Here is a 17163-nt window from a genome sequence, read left to right on the forward strand (position 1 = left end):
TGAGACGGCTATTTCACTCGTCAACTATGCAAACAGGTCAACTCGCCCAGGACCAACTTGCAGTTGAACTTCATTTTCTACTGGAATATCAGCTGAGTTATCGGCTAGTTGCGAAGTTTCTGAACCTTGTGTGGCGTTATTTTCGCGACTAGCGGTTTGCTGTTCTTGCTGACCGTGATCACTGACCGAACTTTCATTCAAATCAATACCTTGTTCTGCGAGTAACTCACGCAACTGCGGCAGGGCTTGCTCAACCGCTTGGCGAACTTGGCTGTGGTTTGACATAAACTGTAACTGCGCAGCTTGATCCTCGACTTTCATCGTGATCATCAGTGGTCCTAACTCGGCTGGGTGCAGACGTAAGCGCACGACTTGATCGCCATGAAAACGCATATTCACCAATTGATTGACTTGTTCGCCTACTTGCTGACTAAGCTGCGCTTGCCATGCCGGGGTAGCGAGTGGTGCCGTTAGTGCACCTTGCGGCGTTGCTTGGCTGCTAGCAGTTTGCGTCATGGCTTGTGCATTCATTTGTGCGGCCAGTTGTGCAGCATTTGCTTCCGCGGTCGCAACGCCAGTTAATCCTTCGCTAGCACCAATGACCATACCCGAGGTCGCTGCCGCGTTGGTAGCGCTGGTTGCATTGAGAGAGCTTGGTTGACCTTGCGCTTGTGCTGTCGCACTGATGAGCGGTGCCACCGAGGTCATGGTTGCTGTATTTATTTGCGCACGACTATCCAGTTGGGTTAACGGCGTTTCGTTTGCTTGCGCTTGACTGCCATTTGCGGTGGTGTTGATTCGTGCGACTTGTGCGTGCGCTTGCTGAATTCGTTCGAGTGCCGCCATTAACGGGCTATTACTTGCAACCTGAACGGTTTGAGTTGCGCTAACGCCAGCAAATACGCCGGAGGTTCCATTTCCTGCCGCAGTAGCCTCAGAGGTAAGGCGTGCGCCGGCCTGACTGTCGTGTGCCAAATTGGCGCCTTGCGTAGCTGCTGCTGTCGCTGGTGTGGCAATTGCTTGTGCATGACTTGCTGACAGAGCTGCGCCATTCGTTGTTGCCGTTGCTTGTGCCGTTGGGGCTTGAACTGATTGGCCTGATAGGTTCGGGTCGTTCAGTTGTTGCGGCAACGGCAATGCGTATTCGGGATCGCCCGGCAGCGGTTCAGCAATAACCTCGTCGATTGGCAGTTCAGGCGTTATGTCGACCGGTTGAGCTATAACGGGCGCTTCGCCGGGAACCTTACCTGTCGTTTCACCCGGCAAAATGCCCGGAAGTACGCCCGGTAATGTGATTGGTACTTCTGGTTGTCCCGGTTGCCCAGGCTGCCCAGGTTGATTGCGCAGCACGTCGATAAATTGGAGCTGTTGAACTTGATCCGCTGGCGCAGCGCCACCGAGCTTTTGCCCTTTGCCGTGACCTTGCTGCAGGCCATTCATTGCATTCGCAAGCGACCCGTTTTTCGAACCGGCTGACGCCCCTGACGGCATACCTTTGAGCATGATGTCCAACATGACTTAATCCTTATTCTCTGGTTTTACCAACGACAACCCGGTACTGCGACCGTGGCGTTGACTGGCAAATTCGTCGTTGAGGCGCTGTTCTTTGCGATTCTCTTTTACTCGCTCAGCCGCTGCCCGACGATCATTCAACGTGGTGAATGACGATAATTTCTTTTGTTCTTGCTGCCATTGATTTTGGCTTTGCTTCACTTTTTGTGTCTGTTGATGCAACGCCCGACTCGCTTGCAAAATAGAGTCATCGAGCGACATCAAAAATTGTCGATAGTTCTGCAACGTCACCGGGTCAATACCCGCCATCATGAGATCTTGCAGCTGCTGTGCATATTCAGCACGGTAGTTCAGCAACAATTCTTGCTGCTGTTCAATTTGGTGCTGATTGCGGCGATCTGACGCCAGCAGTTGACCCGCTTTATCGCGCGCTTCTCGCGCTAAATCCGTTAAGATTTCTAATGCGGCAGATGTCACGACGGTAGACCTCCTATCACATGGCTGAGGGCGTCAAGCGAACTTACTTGGTCGGCGCCTTCGGTATGTTGTTGCTGTAAAAATGCTTCCATCCGCGGATACAAGTTCACCGCTTGGTCAAGCACTGGATCATGTCCTGGACTGTATGCGCCCACACTAATTAGATCGCGATTACGCTGATAGGTAGAAAACAGCTTTTTGAATTTTTGTGCTTGCTGTACTTGTTCTAGCGGTACGACCGATGTCATGACGCGGCTAATCGACGCTTCAACATCAATCGCCGGATAATGACCTGATTCCGCCAGGTTGCGCGACAAGACAATGTGACCGTCGAGAATTGCACGGGCACTGTCAGCGATCGGATCTTGTTGGTCGTCACCTTCGGTCAACACCGTATAAAACGCGGTAATTGAACCGCCGCCTTGCGGGCCGTTACCCGCGCGTTCAACGAGGGCTGGCAACTTGGCAAATACCGAAGGCGGGTAGCCCTTGGTTGCCGGTGGCTCACCGATTGCGAGTGCGATTTCTCGTTGGGCCATCGCGTAACGGGTCAGTGAGTCCATAATCAGCAACACATTCAGACCTTGGTCGCGGAAGTCTTCGGCAATGCGCGTTGCATAGGAGGCACCTTGCAAGCGTTGCAGGGGCGAAGTATCGGCAGGTGCGGCAACCACCACGGCTCGTTGCAGCCCTTCAGCGCCAAGGATATTGTTAATAAAGTCTTGTACTTCGCGGCCACGTTCGCCAATCAGACCAACCACAATCACGTCGGCTGTGGTAAACCGTGCCATCATACCGAGTAGCATGGATTTACCAACACCTGAACCGGCAAACAAGCCCATGCGTTGGCCACGACCGACGGTCAATAGGGCATTGATGGTGCGAATGCCGACATCGATTGAGTCTTCAATCGGCGCTCGTAGCATTGGATTTAAGGTTTTGGCCGTCAATGGCGCAAACTTCGAATTCTGAATGGCACCTTTGTTGTCCAAAGGCTGTCCGGTGCCGTCGACGACTCGGCCGAGCAAACCGTGCCCCATTGGATAGCGACGGCCTTCAAACTGACCACACGACTGCAATGGTAAAACGCGAGCGCCAGGGGTGAGGCCATGAATTTCTTCGAGCGGCATTAAAAACGAGCGTTCGCCAGCAAAGCCAACAACTTCCGCTTCGCAATACACGGGTTCTTGCGCCTGTGCTTGGCTGACTTCGACGCGACAAGCGCTGCCAACCGGCAATTCTAGGCCGACCACTTCAAGTACCATGCCGGTCGCACGAACAACGCGGCCGCTATGCACCACAGTGTTCGCTTGCTGCACCCGCGCACGCACTTTCTGGAGAACGAAGCTCCAGTGTTGTTGGCGTGATTCGGTGCTTTGCAGCGGACTCATGACGATGGCGACTCCTGACGGTGGCGAAGTTGTTCAAGAATGACACGCACGCGCGACTCCCACGTCGCATCACGCTCACCTAATTTACTGCTGACTTTGCAGCCCCCGCGTGTAATGCGGTCGTCACTGCTAATTTTCCAGCCATGCTGGGTGAGTTCGTCGCTTAAGTGCTGCTCAATGAATTGAACGTCGTCTGGGTGCACAATCAACACCGCTTTCTCGTTAAACGGCGACTCATCGTGAAGCAACTGACGAACCAAGTCGGCAATTTGTTCCGGTTTCGCATCGAGCTGTTGGCGTGCGAGCTCGGTACCAATACTCACGGCTAATGCAACAATTTCATCAGCCACTTGGGTATCAGCGAGGTCGAGCGCTGCACTAAAGTTAGTGGCAAGTTGTTGCAAAGGCGTGACCACTGTGGCGATTTTTTGCTCTTTTTCAGCGAGAATGGCTGCATTGGCTTCGCGCGCACCATCACTGTATCCAGCTTCATGACCCGCTTTATAACCCTCGGCGTGACCTTGCTCCCACGCTTCTTGGCGGGCTTGTTCCTTGAGAGCAGCAAGTTCGGCATCGCGCACAAAACGACCTTGCGCTGCAGGTTTCGGTTCAGTGCCTTGTTGAACTTGTGCAAGTTTAGAGCGCAGAGAGTCCAAGCTCCAACGCTGCCAGTTTTCACCCGTGAGGATTTCTGTTTGTGCCGGTTGAGTTGACTCGCTCGTGTCGACAGACACCGAGTCGCCTTGCACTTTTTTCAAATCCTGTGGTGAAAACGGCTTAAACATAGGTGTCGTCTCCACTGCTCAGCATAATCTCGCCCGAGTCGGCTAAGCGGCGCGTAATGGCAAGAATGGCTTTCTGTTCGGTTTCCACTTGCGACAAGCGCACGGGCCCACGGGTTTCCATTTCTTCGCGCACCAACTGTGCTGCCCGCTGCGACATATTGCGTAAGAACTTGTCGACCAACTCGCTCTCGGCGCCTTTGAGGGCGATAACCAGAGAGTTGGTATCGATTTGCTTGAGAAGTACCTGAACGCTGCGATCGTCGAGCTCGATAAGGTTCTCGAACAGGAACATTTCGTCGACAATTTTGCTGGCCAACTCTTCGTTGTAAGCACGGATATTCTCGAGCGCAGTGTCTTCTTGGCTGCCGTTCATTAAGTTGAGGATTTCCGCCGCTGTTCTTACGCCGCCCATTTTGCTGCGCTTGAGGTTCTGACCGTCGAGCATACCGCCCAACACTTCGGTCAGTTCTTGTAAAGCAGCTGGCTGCACACCAGTAAAGGTGGCAATTCGCAGAATAACGTCATTACGCAAGCGCTCGTCGAACATCTCCAGAACACTCGCCGCTTGGGTACGATCGAGGTGAATAAGAATTGTTGCGATAATCTGCGGATGCTCATCACGAATCAGTTCAGCAACTTCCGGTGTGTCCATCAGGTTCAGGGCATCGATACCGTAGTTGCCGGCTTTCTGATCCAGCACGTCTTCGATGAGCGACGACGCCCGCTCACTACCAAGTGCCTTGGTAAGAACAGAGCGAATGTAACCGTCATACTCGTCAACGGGTGGCATCTCTTCAAAGTCCGCATGGAATTGCTCGAGAACCCATTTGATTTCGTCGCGCGACACGTTCTGCAAACGCGTCATTTCTTTACTGATTTTCTGAATTTGCTGCGGCGTGAAGTGTTTAAACACGTCCACAGCTGTATCTTCGTCAAGCGACAACAACAGAATGGAGCTTTTGCGCAAGCCGGTCATATTGCCAAACTTTTCTTGCGCTGCCGTATCAATCTCGGACATGTTCGTCCTCCGCTAACCAATTCTGTACAATTCGAGCCACTTGTCGTGGTTTCTGACGTGCCACTTCTTGCGTTTTCTTCAATGCCGCTTCATAGGCAGACGTATCTTTCTTCTTCGGCCAGTTGAAGGTCATCTCTTCAATATCTTCGTCTTTCGCTTTGGCGTCCTCTGCGTCATCGTCGTCGCCAACAATTGCACGCAGCTTACCGCGTTTCGCCGTCAGTGCTTCAGTTTCATCCATTTCAGCGTCATCGCCAGCGTCACTACCTTTCTTCGCAGTCGCAGTGCCGAAACGTTTTCTCAGCATCGGACGTAAAATCAATAAGTAGAATAATAGTATACCTAGGCCAGCAAGCACATAACGACTCGCCTGCATCAGTAGCGCCTGCATTTCTGGTTCTTGCCACCACTCGCGCTGAACAAACAATGGCGAGTGCTGTTCAACGAATGCGCTGTTAACGATCTCGAGCTGGTCACCGCGGCCGTCGCTGTAACCCATTGCCTGACGAACAAGGCGATCAATGCGGTCAATTTCTTCTGGTGATAATGGCACTTGAATGGATTCGCCTTCTTCGTTGAAACCATTGCGATAATTGACAACAACGGCTGCCGATAAGCGCTCGAGGCGACCACGTTGGTGCTGAATGTGAGCAATGCTGCGATCGACTTCATAGTTCACAATGTTGTCTTGGCGAACATTTGAAGGTTGGCCTGCCGCTTCACCATTACCTTCAGCGCCTGCTTCAAGCTCAATTGGCGCAGTGACAACGCCCGGAGGTGTATTGCTTAAGGCGCCTGGAACGCCGCCAGTGTTTTCGCCATTCCGTTGATACGATAAGTTACTTTGAATACTGCGCACGGCAGCATTTTCAGGGTTTTGATTGGGGGTGTAGCGCTCTGACGTTTCCTCAACACGAGAAAAGTCGATTTGCGCAACAACTTGCGCACGGACATTCTCGCGGCCAAGAATGGGTGCCAAAATGTCTTCAATGCGACGTTGATAAGCACGCTCAACTTCTTGGGTGTAAGTTAGCTCGGTGCCGGTTAAGTCAGACTTCTGGCCATTGCTCGACAGCAAATTACCGTGCTGATCAACGACTGTGACATTGTCGGCGGTCAGCTCAGGTACCGAGCTTGCGACCATATGCACAATCGCCATGACCTGACCGTCGCCGAGCACGCGACCTGCATGCAAACTCAACACCACCGACGCTTTTGCTGGCTCACGTTCACGCACAAACACCGAAGGCTTAGCCATGGCAAGGTGGACACGAGCGCGATGCACCGGGCCAAGTGACTCCATCGAGCTGGCTAATTCGCCTTCAAGAGCGCGTTGGAAATTCACTTGCTCGGCAAATTGGCTGATACCGAACGCTTGATTGTCCATCAAGCTAAAGCCAACATTACCGCCGGCAGGAATACCTTGCTCAGCCATACTTAAGCGCACGCGGTGAACCTGATTACCAGGGATCATGATGGTACTGCCACCCGCAGTGAGCTGATAGGGAATGCGCTGAGTTTCGAGTTCGCTGACAATGCGCCCGCCATCGGCCTCTGACAAGTTTGAGTACAGTACACGATACTCAGGCGTAGTCGCCCACATAATCAAAGCTACGACGACTGCAATAAAGGCAGCGCCGCCAATGAGTATCGGCAACATCGAATTCCCACGCAGCATCGCCTTGGCTTTGTCGAAAGCTGGATTAGCGCTGCTTGCCGCTGCGGGTTGAGCCTGTTGATTTACCGTTGTGTCCATGAAACCGTCGCAATTTTGTTGATTCGGGTGACTACTGCAACCTCGTTAGAGGCTTTTTTCGTGATTGCCATTATCCTCAGGCGAGCGCAAATCAAAGCGTTAAATAAGGCTATTTTTTTGCGTTATTTAAACCCTTTGAATTTGCAATCAGCTGCTAACCTTTCCTTCATCAAAAAATGCGTCGTTGGAATTAAGGGGAAGTGCAATGAGTGTCGCGGGAATCCAAGCTGCGTTACAACAAATGCAAACACTACAAACGCAAGCGACTGGGCAAAAGCCCAATGTGGCGGGTGCTGCTGCACAGGTGCAAAAGCCCGAAGGGAGCTTTGCCACTGAGTTGAAAGCATCGATTAATCGTATTAACGAGTTACAACAAACGTCGGCGGCAAAAACCCAAGCTTTTCAGCTAGGCGACCCAAGTGTGTCGCTTAATGACGTTATGGTCGACGCACAAAAAGCGTCGCTCGCATTCGAGATGGGCGTACAGGTGCGTAACCGCCTTGTGAATGCCTACAAAGAAGTGATGAATATGAACGTGTAAGCTGGCAACAGGTTGCGCTGAATAGCAAAAAGGGAGGCAAGCCTCCCTTTTTTAATAAAAATCGCTGGTAGTCGAAAATCGCTTGCTGCGTCCGAAAAGCCTAAAGAATCGGAGCCCTTAGGCTTCACCGCTAATCAAAACACCGCGTAATTGCGCAAGTTGCTCCGCCGCACGCAGTACTTCTTCCGATGGAATCTGACGAATCACTTCCCCAGATTTGGAGTCGATGATTTGGACGACCACAGGTTCACCGTCTGACACTTGGAATTGCACACCATACGGGTTCAACACTTCATTAATTTGCTGCAAGGGAGGCAATAACTGCTCGGCGTTCAATTTTTGAGCGGCCGTGTCATTGCCTTTAGCTGCCGGTAAATGCTGCATAACTTTGTCGGAACGCTGCTTTTCTGATGCTGCAAATGAAGCAGCCCAGTTGCCGGAAAGTTCGCTAATTGGGGTGGTCATAGTGAGTCTTCCTTTATTATGTTGCCGTACTCACAACTGGCCGTTTTACCTATCGGCAAACGGCCACAATATTTCTGATAATCATTTTATCGGTGCGCGCTAAAAAAACTTTAGGCTGTGGGCTATAGAAATTATTAAAACGCTGTTATTCCGAACATTTTATACTCAATTTTTATACAGAAAATGCTTGTTTACGGCAACTCGGTTTTCCGAATGGCGCTATTTTTAATTGCCTCGCGGTGGCTAATATAAATACCACTGGCAATCACCACGCCAGCGCCAATGAGAACATACGCCCCAGGCCAGTCACCCCACAGCAGATAGCCTAAAGCCAGTGCCCAGATCATGGCGGTGTATTCAAATGAAGACAGTAGTGACGGTGGCGCCATGCGATAGGCTTCTGTTAATAAATACTGGGCAATTGCGCCAGACACGCCAAGACCAAATAGCCATGGCATGTCGGTCAGTAAGACTGGTCGCCAGTCAAACAGGGCGATCACCCCGCAGCCGACGCTTAGGCTTAAAACAAAGTAAAACATGAGTGATTCTGATGTTTCACTGCGGTGCATATATCGAACCATTACCATAATCAGCGCATAACCTAGGGTTGCAAGTAGCCCGGTAATGACACCGTAAGACAGAAAGCCCATGGCATTCGGATTGAGCATGATCACGACACCAATAAAGCCGACCGCAACGGCACTGTAGCGGTGAACACCGACTTTTTCTTTCAGTAATGGCACAGATAACAAGGTGATTAATAATGGCGCAACAAAGAAAATCGCGTACGCATTAGCAAGTGGAAGCTCGCGCAAGGTAATGACAGTCAAGGTTAGAAAGGCAATACTGACGACACCACGAACTAGGTGCAAATGCCATTTATTCGGTTTAATTCGGGGTAGGCGATTAGTCATAATCAGCCACAACAACACAAAAGGAAGAGACGTTGCGCCGCGGAAAAACGACACTTGCATGGCACTCATGCGACTCGCCAGCTCTTTCATGGCCACGTCCATGATCGCAAAACAAAACACCGCGAGCACCATAAACAGAATACCGCGACCGAGTCGTTCGTGTTGTGCGTGAGACTGCGCAGTGGCTTTCATTTCAGTGCCTTATAACGAAGAGTTCGGTGAATTATATCGAGATATGCATTGAATGCTAGTGCGCACGCGTGACTTCGTATAAGCTTGCGAATGCAAGCATAATAAAAGTACAAGGACACTTATGAAAATCCAAAAATTCGCCGCCATGGCGGCAGCGTTGCTACTGACAGCCAGCTTTAACACGCAGGCTGAAGTGCTGAATGAAAGCGAAATAGACCTCGCATTGATTGAAAGCGCCAACGAATTGAACCCATTATTGCCAATGATGGTTGACGAAGACACGCGTTGGGACGAAACCGTCGCGTTAAATCGTGCGTTTTTATATATCTACACCCTAATCGGCTATAACGCTGAAGACTTAGACCCAGACTTATTTAAGCAAGCGCTTGAGCCAAACTTAAAAGAAGCGGTTTGCACGTCACCAGACATGGCCGCTTTTGTTGAAAACAACATCAACGCGATTTATGCCTATCGTGGTAAAGACGGTAAGCAAATTGCCACCGTTACCGTGCATGTGAATGAGTGTTAGTCACAGCGTTCGGCATGAGGAAGGCTCCTGCGGGAGCCTTTTTTGTACCTGCTAATGAATGCTTGCTAATCAATGCCTGCTAATCAAGGGAACAGACGTCGCAGCGGCTTTTACCGGTTAATAACTTGGAAATGCCATTCCGATTGCGAGCGAAGAATAAATACGCTTTGTCGGCGAACCAGCGTATGAGCGGCCAGCGCAGCGGCGCCGTTAACCAACCACGACCAACCAACGACCAAGCTGCATGGGTAACGTCGAGGCCATACAGCATGTCACCTTCGCCATTCATGCCATGCAGGATTTGATTCGCCCGAGAGAACGACACGTGTGGATAGCGTTGATTGAAATCTTCCGCATTAATGTCCTCAAAGGTCATTTGCTGGCGCTGGTCTAACCGCTTTAGGTGACGCATTTCGCGGACACATAAAGGGCAACCACCGTCGTAAAATATTGTCAGTTGCGCCATAGTTCTTTCCAGTTTTAGGATTGGTGTATTCCAATACGTGCCGGAGTAGGGGTTGGATTAGCTCGAACCTTGCACTTCGATCTATGCGTACGTTGTTGATTTCAGCATAAGTTCAGAGTAATTTAACTTTTAGATTAACGCACGCCAAGGGAATGTTGGCAAAGCGATAGCTACGTTCGAGTAGCTAATTGGGTCCGCTCAGTTTGTTTCCTCATGGAAGAGCCCTCCATTATTTTCTCGCTTTCATGCACGATTTGTCCTTTGCCTAACACCCTATTTGCGTGTGCCATGCCCGCTTCGAGCGCTTTGTTTTATGCGCCTGAATTCAATTTCGACGTCTAATTAAGCGAGTTGAGGCGGGGTGATAACGAGCATGCACGTGTATCGAAGATACACGGCGTGCGTAGTAATACAATGTTAGCTTCACGGAGAATCCTCAGTGAATGAAGTAGATGAAAAATACCATGACCTTGCGAGAGACGCCCTTTTCAAAAGTCTTCATGATTGCCAGCTTCAAGACGATGTTTCTTTGAACGTCGAAAAGTCGGAAATATTGAAAGCCTTTGATTACTCGGGAAGCATTCTTAGGAGCAACTCGGGTGACGATCGTTATCGGTTGATGGCCGAAACTGTGTTTGAGACCTGCATAAGGCTAGCGCGATGCCTATTTTTCCCAATGGAGGCAAGAACTATAGTTCTACGAGGCAAGCAGTACTCAATTACTGCGGAGCAGCAGCTAGAGGTCTTGAGGCGGAACCTAAAGGAATTAGAGCAATATGAGAGCTAACAATCGGCTGTTGTCGCCCCTGCGGGGCTGGGACGGCCTTTCCACCGCTTCGCGGCTACAAGTCCGCCCCAAAGCCGGGCGTTAGCCCTTTTGAGACTATGGATAAACTATCTGGAAAAGCAGCAGATTTAACCCGAGCGGAATGGCGCAAGTTGGGATTTTATTATATGTCTCACGAGGCTAAAAAGAAGTGGGAACTTCACGGCTCAAAAAATGGGCTGCTCAAACTTTGCGATTTGATCAAACAGTTCGCTGACGAAAATCGAGAGTATGGTGATCATGAGCATTTATTGCCACATTGGTATTTAACATTAACGGCAATGGATTCTTTCACTCTTGATGAGCGAGGTATAGGCGGCACGCCAGAGCAACTTAGAAACTTTGCTAACTTCTTTCAAAGTAAAGTTTTCATTTCTAAGATCGGCTCAACGGACTGCTTATCTAAAGAGGCTTTTTCCACGGACTACAGTATAGAATATACCGTGCACGGAGATAACTTTGATCCGTCTTCGCAAGACCCTCAGTTGTAGGGCTAACAAGCGGCTGTTGTCGCGCCTTCGGCGCTGGGACGGTCTTTCCGCCGCTACGCGGCTACAAGCCCGCTCCAAAGCCGGGCGTTATAAATCAAGGAGTGAAATTGAGAAAGTTTAAGCTCACTTTGATCGTATTTGCTTTTTTGTATGTGCTTACGCTTGGGGCGTATTTTACGGTAATGTATCTGAAGGGAAATTTTGGTGTAAGCGCAAATAGCCAAGACTGGGGCAGTTTAGGATCATATATTGGTGGTATTTTCACCCCTATAGCTGCGCTTTTATCAGGGTATTTCGTGTATGTCAGTTTTGCAGCAAATGCCCATCAGCAAAAATTACAGCTCATAAGAGAAAGCCTATCTCGTTTGGATCGCCAACTTGAAAAACAGTTTGAAGTACCTTTTAACAATTTAAGCTTAGGCGAGCAATACCATGGTGCTTCGTTTAAGGATGTGATCTATGCGATTTCTAATGGTGCTGCAAAGGCGGACAATGATGCAAAGGTGGCCATCCTGGCATTGGTTCACAATGTAGCTATTTTAACTAATTCCATCAGATACTACTCTGAACTTTTGGCTGAGCTCCCATCTGCTCGAAAGGACACAGAGTGGCTAGGAAAGTTAGAGGTAGGATATTGGATTCAAAAATATACACCACTCAGTATGCGGATGATAAAAATTGTTGGTGTGGAAGAATTTGAATCGAAGGCCTCAAAGGAAGAACTTGAAAGTTTCAGGTATGTGCTTGGCGCATATGATTTATAACAAGGCCAATCACTTCAGCCCTGCAGGCTGGGACGTCGCTTCGCTCCGCCTGTGTTGGCGGCGTTATACGTCGGTCGTACAAAGTCCGCTTCCGACCCAAAGCGGTTATTAGGAACGATCATGTTGATCCCAGGGAAAGGAGTTCATGTGAGTCAAGAAGATGATGAGAAATACCCTGCCAGCGCCATATCCTCGTGGAGCGGCTTTGTTTATCAAGGGAAAATTGCACTATATCACTCACTTAAGCTTATTGACGATGGAGACTTGGACTTCGAACTCCAGCTAGACAGTAGCGACGACTTCGCTATTTATAAAGATGGAAAGCTACATACCGCCCATCAAGTTAAAGCGAAGATTAGTAAATATCGTAGTGGCTACACCACGGCGCTCGAGCAGTCCACTTCAATCGAATACGACAAAATAAAAGGGACGCCCCGTTACTTTCACGTATCCGTAAAGCTAGACAACACAGATGATTACAAAGGGACTAGCGGAGAAACAGTGAAATTCTACCGCTATGGAGACAACTTTCATTGTGGACTGGGTGAAATTGAAGGACTGACCAAATCACTAATAAGAAAAATATGTGAGAAACAGTCCATCACGGTCAGTGATAAGCTCATAAATTTTAACTATTGCTTGCTCTCAGAAAAAATAAGTACCAAGGCGATCCATAATCACAAATTAAATCAAGTCGGTGGCTTTTCAGAAAACAAAGCTGCTTACGAAGGCCGTATCAATGCAAGAGATATGCTAAAGGAATTGCTGGCCGAAAACCCCTACCAAGATAGGGATTACTATGCTGTTGAATTAAAGGCTAGGCTCCAAACCCATTTAGAAGAAAGACTGGATCAGGCGCTACCAACAATGAGTGACGCCACTTATGAGAGGGCTAGGCGTCTTTGTGAGCATATTCGCGAAACGTCCCCCAACGAATTACAAATCCTATGCCAGATGATGAAGCCATCCGAGCGGTTTCAAGACGTTCAAACGAACGACATCAGGCGATACACCAAGCTTATACAGGCTATTTCGGTGGAGCCGATATTCAACCATCTCCCGCACTATCTCGACACTGAAAATCGGTTCTACGTACCTACCGCGCTTGACGTTGATGAAAACGAAGAGTGTGAGGCTGACATGATCAATGAAATGAAAAACAACGGAGATCTGCTGAGACTACTTTTTGAGTACAACCATCTAATCGCCAGCAAAGCAGATTCATCATTCACCTTTAATACAAAATTCACAAACTCAGATGATTTCGACGACAAGCAGGCCACTGAAAAGCTTGAAAGCAACATCACTAGGTCGCTATGCATTAGCGTAATGACAAAAGACGACGCGGAGGCTCGACTGAATGATAAAACAACTTATTGATGAAGCACTTGTTGCCCATGATTTTGTGAGTAAACTCAAGCTGGAGACCACCAGCTTTTATGTTCGCGAGTCTGGATCTTCCATCAGGTTCGCAGTCGTACATAATCTTGACGAGCTCACTACACCTGCCGATCTGAATAGCCAAATCAATCACCTTGCTCCTGATGAATTTCTCAGAAACCCAAGCTTCAAGAAAAACTGTGATTTAATTTGCATTCATCGCCTTAATGTTCTGGCCGAATTCAAGGATCAAGAAGAAGAGATCTTCGCAATCGAAGAAGATCCGCACTTTTATAAAAAATATGTCCTTTATTACAGTGCTGCGGAAGAAAGTGCGCTCACTGATTTTACCTACGACAAACTTGTATCTGTGATTGCTGACAAAAATGAATTTCTTAATTACAAAGAAAACCCTCTTGAAGCTTCACAATACAGCTTCGCTGCCAAGACCTTTATCAAGCTTCCTTTCTTGGAGCTACCTAGTCATCAAGGAAACCTCGTGTCCTTGAGACAACAAGCAACTGAGGCCGTTGCAGAAGTAGGCCTGAGCGATACATATTCGACTATTCAGCAAGTCACAAACGCAAACGCCGACGAAATGATTGAGGAAATGATTAAAAATGAACTGGCAAATATCCAAGATTGAAGTCTCTAGCTTCAAAGCATTCAAGCGTATCTACTTGGATCTTGGCGAGTCGTCCTTGCTAACTCTTGATGGCCCGAACGGTTATGGTAAGACCAGCATATTCGACGCTATTGAACTGCTGCTCACTGGCCAAATCAATCGAATACAAAACCTATTCTCTACTTTACTAACCAAGAACAAAAGGGACTACGCTGACAATCTCTTCTGGAACAACCGCTCCGGCGAGAACGATCTCTGCATTAAGATTGAATTCATTAATGATGATCAAAAGCTTGTTTTAGCGAGGCATTGTCCAGCTGCTATATTCAAAAAACCAGCGAACAATCGTGCAGACAAGTATGAAAACTTTAAGCTTTACGAGCTGCCAGAATTTGAATCATCTGACTTTACGAAGAGTAATCTGCGAGACAACAAATTCCTTGACAAAGTTTTCGGTAAAAACTTCAGGGAAAACTTCTCCTTCCTTAACTATCTGGAGCAAGGACAAAACCGGCTGTTACACACTCGAGTAGATGAACGTAAGGATAAACTAGGAAACCTCTTTAACATCAGCGATATCGAAGCTGAGATTGAAAACTGCAACACCATATACAATAAGTTCACAAGGTACATCAACAATCCGGAACGCACGGGAAAAGCTTTATCACTTAAAGAAGAGATAGCCAGCTTAAAAAGCACATTGCAGGCAGAGACAAATAACGTTGAGTACAAAAAACTTTCAACGACTGATGTCCAGCCAATATGGGACACGGAGACCCTATTCTCAACGTACTCAGCGGCAGATCATGCTGCCTATCAGGAATCAGTTCGCAAAATTATTGCCCTTCTACCGCTCAAAGCCACGATAAAAATTAGGGTTCACAACGAGGCAATCGATGCCTACATCGAACGTAACGAAGAATCTCTGAGAAGCTTGGCTCAGTTCGGTAAAGATCTTAATAAGCTTGATGGGCTTGAAGCAATCAAGAAACGGATTAATGAGCTGGAGCGTTCAGCGGCTATAATCAAGCGCGGAGCCTCGATAATTAAGGTCGAAGAAGCTCAATCACTACCAAACTGGGTGGATGGGCGCCTTGAGTGGTTTGAGTTACAAATTGAATCCCGAAACAGCCTACGAAAAAAAAGCAGTGCCAATGCGAACTTCGTAACCGAATTGGAACGCTTGAAAAGGCAGCTGATTGATGAACATAAGAAGTCCTATCCTGATGAGCAGTTGTGCCCTCTCTGCGGTACGGACTGGGAAGATCACAAATCAATGGTAGCTGCCATTGAAGAAAGAACCAAGCAGATCTCTGAATCACTAAGCAAGGACGGTAAGGATTTAGTTGATCTTATTGCTGTTATGGATGCTGAGCTGAAGCTTATTGACACCCATATCCAAGACAGCTTAAAAGTTCTTAATCCCACATTTGAACCCAAGCTTCATGCAGAGCTGACCAAAATTAAGCTTCGGCTCCCAGCAATAACTCAGCTAATGGAGAAGCTGAAAAGCAACGATATTCAATGTACTGACTCATTTACGGAAAATGATGACGTAGTAAATGAACGACTTGAAAAGCTCAAAACGAACCTAAGGAATAAAAAGCAGATTGAAGTCGATGCATTAGCGCTGCCGGAGGGCTGGCGAGAAACAATAAACAGCGCCTTCAAAGATCTACAGGACTTCTACATAATCACGGCTGAAGATTTGAGGGATAAAGAGCTGTACATAGCGTTTAAAGCTAACGAGTCTCAAAATGCCAGGCTCCAAACCTGTATTTCCGATCTTAAACATATCGAAAAAGAAACCCTATCGGCCCAAAAAGCACAAGGTAAAATCAAAAAGCTACGCGACACACTCAAGGAAACAGAACAAAGGTATACCGACCAGACAATTTCGGCTATTGAACTTATATTTCACATCTATAGTGGCCGCCTAATCCAAAACTACCAGCGTGGTTTGGGCTTATTTATCGAGAGCCGCGAAGGTACACAGTTGAGATTTCTGACTGCCGAGAAGTCTGAACACGACGCAGTCATGTCCATGAGCTCTGGTCAGGTGTCCGCTCTTAGCCTTGCATTCTTTCTTTCGCTCAACAAGGTCTATGCTAAGGTACCTCTCATTTTGATTGATGACCCGTCGCAATCTCTGGATGAAATCAACGTTGCTTCCTTGACCGATCTACTACGTTGCGAACTCAAGCATTGCCAGTTAATTGTCTCCTCGCATGAGGACGATATCTCGGCCTATATGCGCTATCGGTTTAACAGAGCAGGCTTAAAAACAAGTTCACTCAACATGCAGCTCTTGGCGAAAGAAACTTGATAAAAAACGCTTGTGGCTACCTGGTAGAGCTGGGTTTCTGTGATGGTAATGTGGATGAGTTGGCCGCCGCGGAGCGGCCAATCCCAAATCTCTGAGCTAGTGAGCCTGCTTCGGCTGTCATCGTTGGCTGTTGGTGGCTTACAGCAAACACCTATTGAGGCTCTCTTAGCGTGGTTGTTGACCACTGCCAAACCAGGCCGCTCCTTGTAGATTGGTTTGGGGCACTAGACATTCATCGGTTAACCGGTATCTGTCCTAGTCAAAAAGCGGGTTACAGTTTAGTCCCAGTTAGTTTCAGGTTCAGTACCGGTGTAAGCACACTTGCTCAGAGTATTGATGCACGCCAGCAGGATGGATAATCAAAGCGACGGGCTTCGCAGTGGGTGTAGAAATCGGCTTTGCGGGTTGTATATCCAGTCAGCAGACGCCGGTTTTCAGCACACTCCGTCATGATCCAGTTAGACGTTGATCATCATCCTGCTGCGTGACTAACTCGTTAGAAAGCGTTGTTCATTGCATGTTTCGGATGAATCCGAACACTCATTTCGGTTCAATCCGATCACCCATTTCGGTTCAATCCGATCACCTGTTTCGGTTTTATCCGATCACTTTTAGCCTTTTTCCGAAATCGCTGTTCGGATTCCCGTAATCGGTGATCGGAATACCGAAATTCCGTTCTTTTTCTAACTAAATCAACTGGTAAGC

At 48.3% G+C, this 17163-nt stretch carries 16 protein-coding genes; 7 read left to right on the forward strand and 9 right to left on the reverse strand.

Features of this window, described 5'->3' with window-relative positions; genetic code table 11:
• Positions 1-24: 24 nt before the first annotated feature.
• The 6 genes from CWE06_RS09360 to fliF are packed head-to-tail and all read right to left on the reverse strand — an operon-like array spanning position 25 to position 6939.
• Complete coding sequence (locus CWE06_RS09360; protein WP_126793438.1) at positions 25-1515, reverse strand: flagellar hook-length control protein FliK; 1491 nt, start codon at positions 1513-1515, stop codon at positions 25-27.
• Positions 1516-1518: 3 nt separating this feature from the next.
• Positions 1519-1989 carry a flagellar export protein FliJ gene (gene fliJ, locus CWE06_RS09365; protein WP_126793440.1) on the reverse strand — a complete coding sequence of 157 codons (471 nt, stop codon included), beginning with the start codon at positions 1987-1989 and terminating at the stop codon, positions 1519-1521.
• A complete protein-coding gene (fliI, locus tag CWE06_RS09370; RefSeq protein WP_126793442.1) occupies positions 1986-3380 on the reverse strand; it encodes a flagellar protein export ATPase FliI in 1395 nt (464 codons plus the stop codon). Before fliI ends, fliJ begins: the two co-directional genes overlap by 4 nt.
• Positions 3377-4165, reverse strand: a complete 789-nt coding sequence (locus tag CWE06_RS09375) for a flagellar assembly protein FliH (RefSeq protein ID WP_126793443.1) — start codon at positions 4163-4165, stop codon at positions 3377-3379. The genes fliI and CWE06_RS09375 overlap by 4 nt, the downstream gene beginning before the upstream one ends.
• Complete coding sequence (gene fliG, locus CWE06_RS09380) at positions 4158-5183, reverse strand: flagellar motor switch protein FliG (RefSeq protein ID WP_126793445.1); 1026 nt, start codon at positions 5181-5183, stop codon at positions 4158-4160. The genes CWE06_RS09375 and fliG overlap by 8 nt, the downstream gene beginning before the upstream one ends.
• Positions 5170-6939 (reverse strand): flagellar basal-body MS-ring/collar protein FliF, encoded by a 1770-nt coding sequence (gene fliF / locus CWE06_RS09385; protein WP_126793447.1) that lies wholly within the window; start codon positions 6937-6939, stop codon positions 5170-5172. The genes fliG and fliF overlap by 14 nt, the downstream gene beginning before the upstream one ends.
• Before the next feature lie 205 nt (positions 6940-7144).
• Between fliF and fliE the strand changes: the two genes are divergently transcribed.
• Positions 7145-7480: a flagellar hook-basal body complex protein FliE gene (fliE, locus tag CWE06_RS09390; protein ID WP_126793449.1), complete on the forward strand. Its 336-nt coding sequence runs from the start codon at positions 7145-7147 to the stop codon at positions 7478-7480.
• Positions 7481-7597: 117 nt separating this feature from the next.
• On the opposite strand, the gene CWE06_RS09395 is transcribed toward fliE, so the two are convergent.
• Together CWE06_RS09395 and CWE06_RS09400 are read right to left on the reverse strand one after the other, a co-directional pair.
• Positions 7598-7945 carry a flagellar protein FlaG gene (locus CWE06_RS09395; RefSeq protein ID WP_126793451.1) on the reverse strand — a complete coding sequence of 116 codons (348 nt, stop codon included), beginning with the start codon at positions 7943-7945 and terminating at the stop codon, positions 7598-7600.
• A 191-nt stretch (positions 7946-8136) separates the two neighbouring features.
• Complete coding sequence (locus CWE06_RS09400) at positions 8137-9051, reverse strand: DMT family transporter (RefSeq protein ID WP_126793453.1); 915 nt, start codon at positions 9049-9051, stop codon at positions 8137-8139.
• 121 nt (positions 9052-9172) lie between these two features.
• On the opposite strand from CWE06_RS09400, the gene CWE06_RS09405 reads away from it, so the two are divergent.
• Positions 9173-9580 carry a hypothetical protein gene (locus tag CWE06_RS09405; RefSeq protein WP_126793455.1) on the forward strand — a complete coding sequence of 136 codons (408 nt, stop codon included), beginning with the start codon at positions 9173-9175 and terminating at the stop codon, positions 9578-9580.
• A gap of 79 nt (positions 9581-9659) precedes the next feature.
• On the opposite strand, the gene CWE06_RS09410 is transcribed toward CWE06_RS09405, so the two are convergent.
• Positions 9660-10046: a thiol-disulfide oxidoreductase DCC family protein gene (locus tag CWE06_RS09410; RefSeq protein WP_126793457.1), complete on the reverse strand. Its 387-nt coding sequence runs from the start codon at positions 10044-10046 to the stop codon at positions 9660-9662.
• Between the two features lie 885 nt (positions 10047-10931).
• Between CWE06_RS09410 and CWE06_RS09415 the strand changes: the two genes are divergently transcribed.
• The 5 genes from CWE06_RS09415 to CWE06_RS09435 all read left to right on the forward strand — a co-directional run bounded on the left by CWE06_RS09415 (position 10932) and on the right by CWE06_RS09435 (position 16458).
• Positions 10932-11363, forward strand: a complete 432-nt coding sequence (locus CWE06_RS09415; RefSeq protein WP_126793459.1) for an Imm32 family immunity protein — start codon at positions 10932-10934, stop codon at positions 11361-11363.
• Positions 11364-11464: 101 nt separating this feature from the next.
• A complete protein-coding gene (locus CWE06_RS09420; protein WP_126793461.1) occupies positions 11465-12127 on the forward strand; it encodes a hypothetical protein in 663 nt (220 codons plus the stop codon).
• Positions 12128-12274: 147 nt separating this feature from the next.
• Positions 12275-13507: an ABC-three component system protein gene (locus CWE06_RS09425; protein WP_126793463.1), complete on the forward strand. Its 1233-nt coding sequence runs from the start codon at positions 12275-12277 to the stop codon at positions 13505-13507.
• Complete coding sequence (locus CWE06_RS09430; protein ID WP_126793465.1) at positions 13488-14153, forward strand: ABC-three component system middle component 1; 666 nt, start codon at positions 13488-13490, stop codon at positions 14151-14153. Before CWE06_RS09425 ends, CWE06_RS09430 begins: the two co-directional genes overlap by 20 nt.
• The gene (locus CWE06_RS09435; protein WP_126793466.1) at positions 14128-16458 is read left to right on the forward strand and encodes an AAA family ATPase; all 2331 of its coding nucleotides are present in this window, start codon (positions 14128-14130) and stop codon (positions 16456-16458) included. Before CWE06_RS09430 ends, CWE06_RS09435 begins: the two co-directional genes overlap by 26 nt.
• The last annotated feature ends 705 nt before the right edge of the window (positions 16459-17163 follow it).

It is taken from the genome of Aliidiomarina haloalkalitolerans, assembly GCF_003987315.1.
Taxonomy (GTDB): Bacteria; Pseudomonadota; Gammaproteobacteria; order Enterobacterales; family Alteromonadaceae; genus Aliidiomarina; species Aliidiomarina haloalkalitolerans.

Excerpts from the sequence above, each read along its gene's own strand:
- CWE06_RS09360 (WP_126793438.1), bottom strand. The coding sequence starts at position 1,515 with ATGTTGGACATCATGCTCAAAGGTATGCCGTCAGGGGCGTCAGCCGGT.
- fliI (WP_126793442.1), bottom strand. The coding sequence starts at position 3,380 with ATGAGTCCGCTGCAAAGCACCGAATCACGCCAACAACACTGGAGCTTC.
- CWE06_RS09375 (WP_126793443.1), bottom strand. The coding sequence starts at position 4,165 with ATGTTTAAGCCGTTTTCACCACAGGATTTGAAAAAAGTGCAAGGCGAC.
- fliG (WP_126793445.1), bottom strand. The coding sequence starts at position 5,183 with ATGTCCGAGATTGATACGGCAGCGCAAGAAAAGTTTGGCAATATGACC.
- fliF (WP_126793447.1), bottom strand. The coding sequence starts at position 6,939 with ATGGACACAACGGTAAATCAACAGGCTCAACCCGCAGCGGCAAGCAGC.
- fliE (WP_126793449.1), top strand. The coding sequence starts at position 7,145 with ATGAGTGTCGCGGGAATCCAAGCTGCGTTACAACAAATGCAAACACTA.
- CWE06_RS09395 (WP_126793451.1), bottom strand. The coding sequence starts at position 7,945 with ATGACCACCCCAATTAGCGAACTTTCCGGCAACTGGGCTGCTTCATTT.
- CWE06_RS09400 (WP_126793453.1), bottom strand. The coding sequence starts at position 9,051 with ATGAAAGCCACTGCGCAGTCTCACGCACAACACGAACGACTCGGTCGC.
- CWE06_RS09405 (WP_126793455.1), top strand. The coding sequence starts at position 9,173 with ATGAAAATCCAAAAATTCGCCGCCATGGCGGCAGCGTTGCTACTGACA.
- CWE06_RS09410 (WP_126793457.1), bottom strand. The coding sequence starts at position 10,046 with ATGGCGCAACTGACAATATTTTACGACGGTGGTTGCCCTTTATGTGTC.
- CWE06_RS09415 (WP_126793459.1), top strand. The coding sequence starts at position 10,932 with ATGGATAAACTATCTGGAAAAGCAGCAGATTTAACCCGAGCGGAATGG.
- CWE06_RS09430 (WP_126793465.1), top strand. The coding sequence starts at position 13,488 with ATGATAAAACAACTTATTGATGAAGCACTTGTTGCCCATGATTTTGTG.
- CWE06_RS09435 (WP_126793466.1), top strand. The coding sequence starts at position 14,128 with ATGAACTGGCAAATATCCAAGATTGAAGTCTCTAGCTTCAAAGCATTC.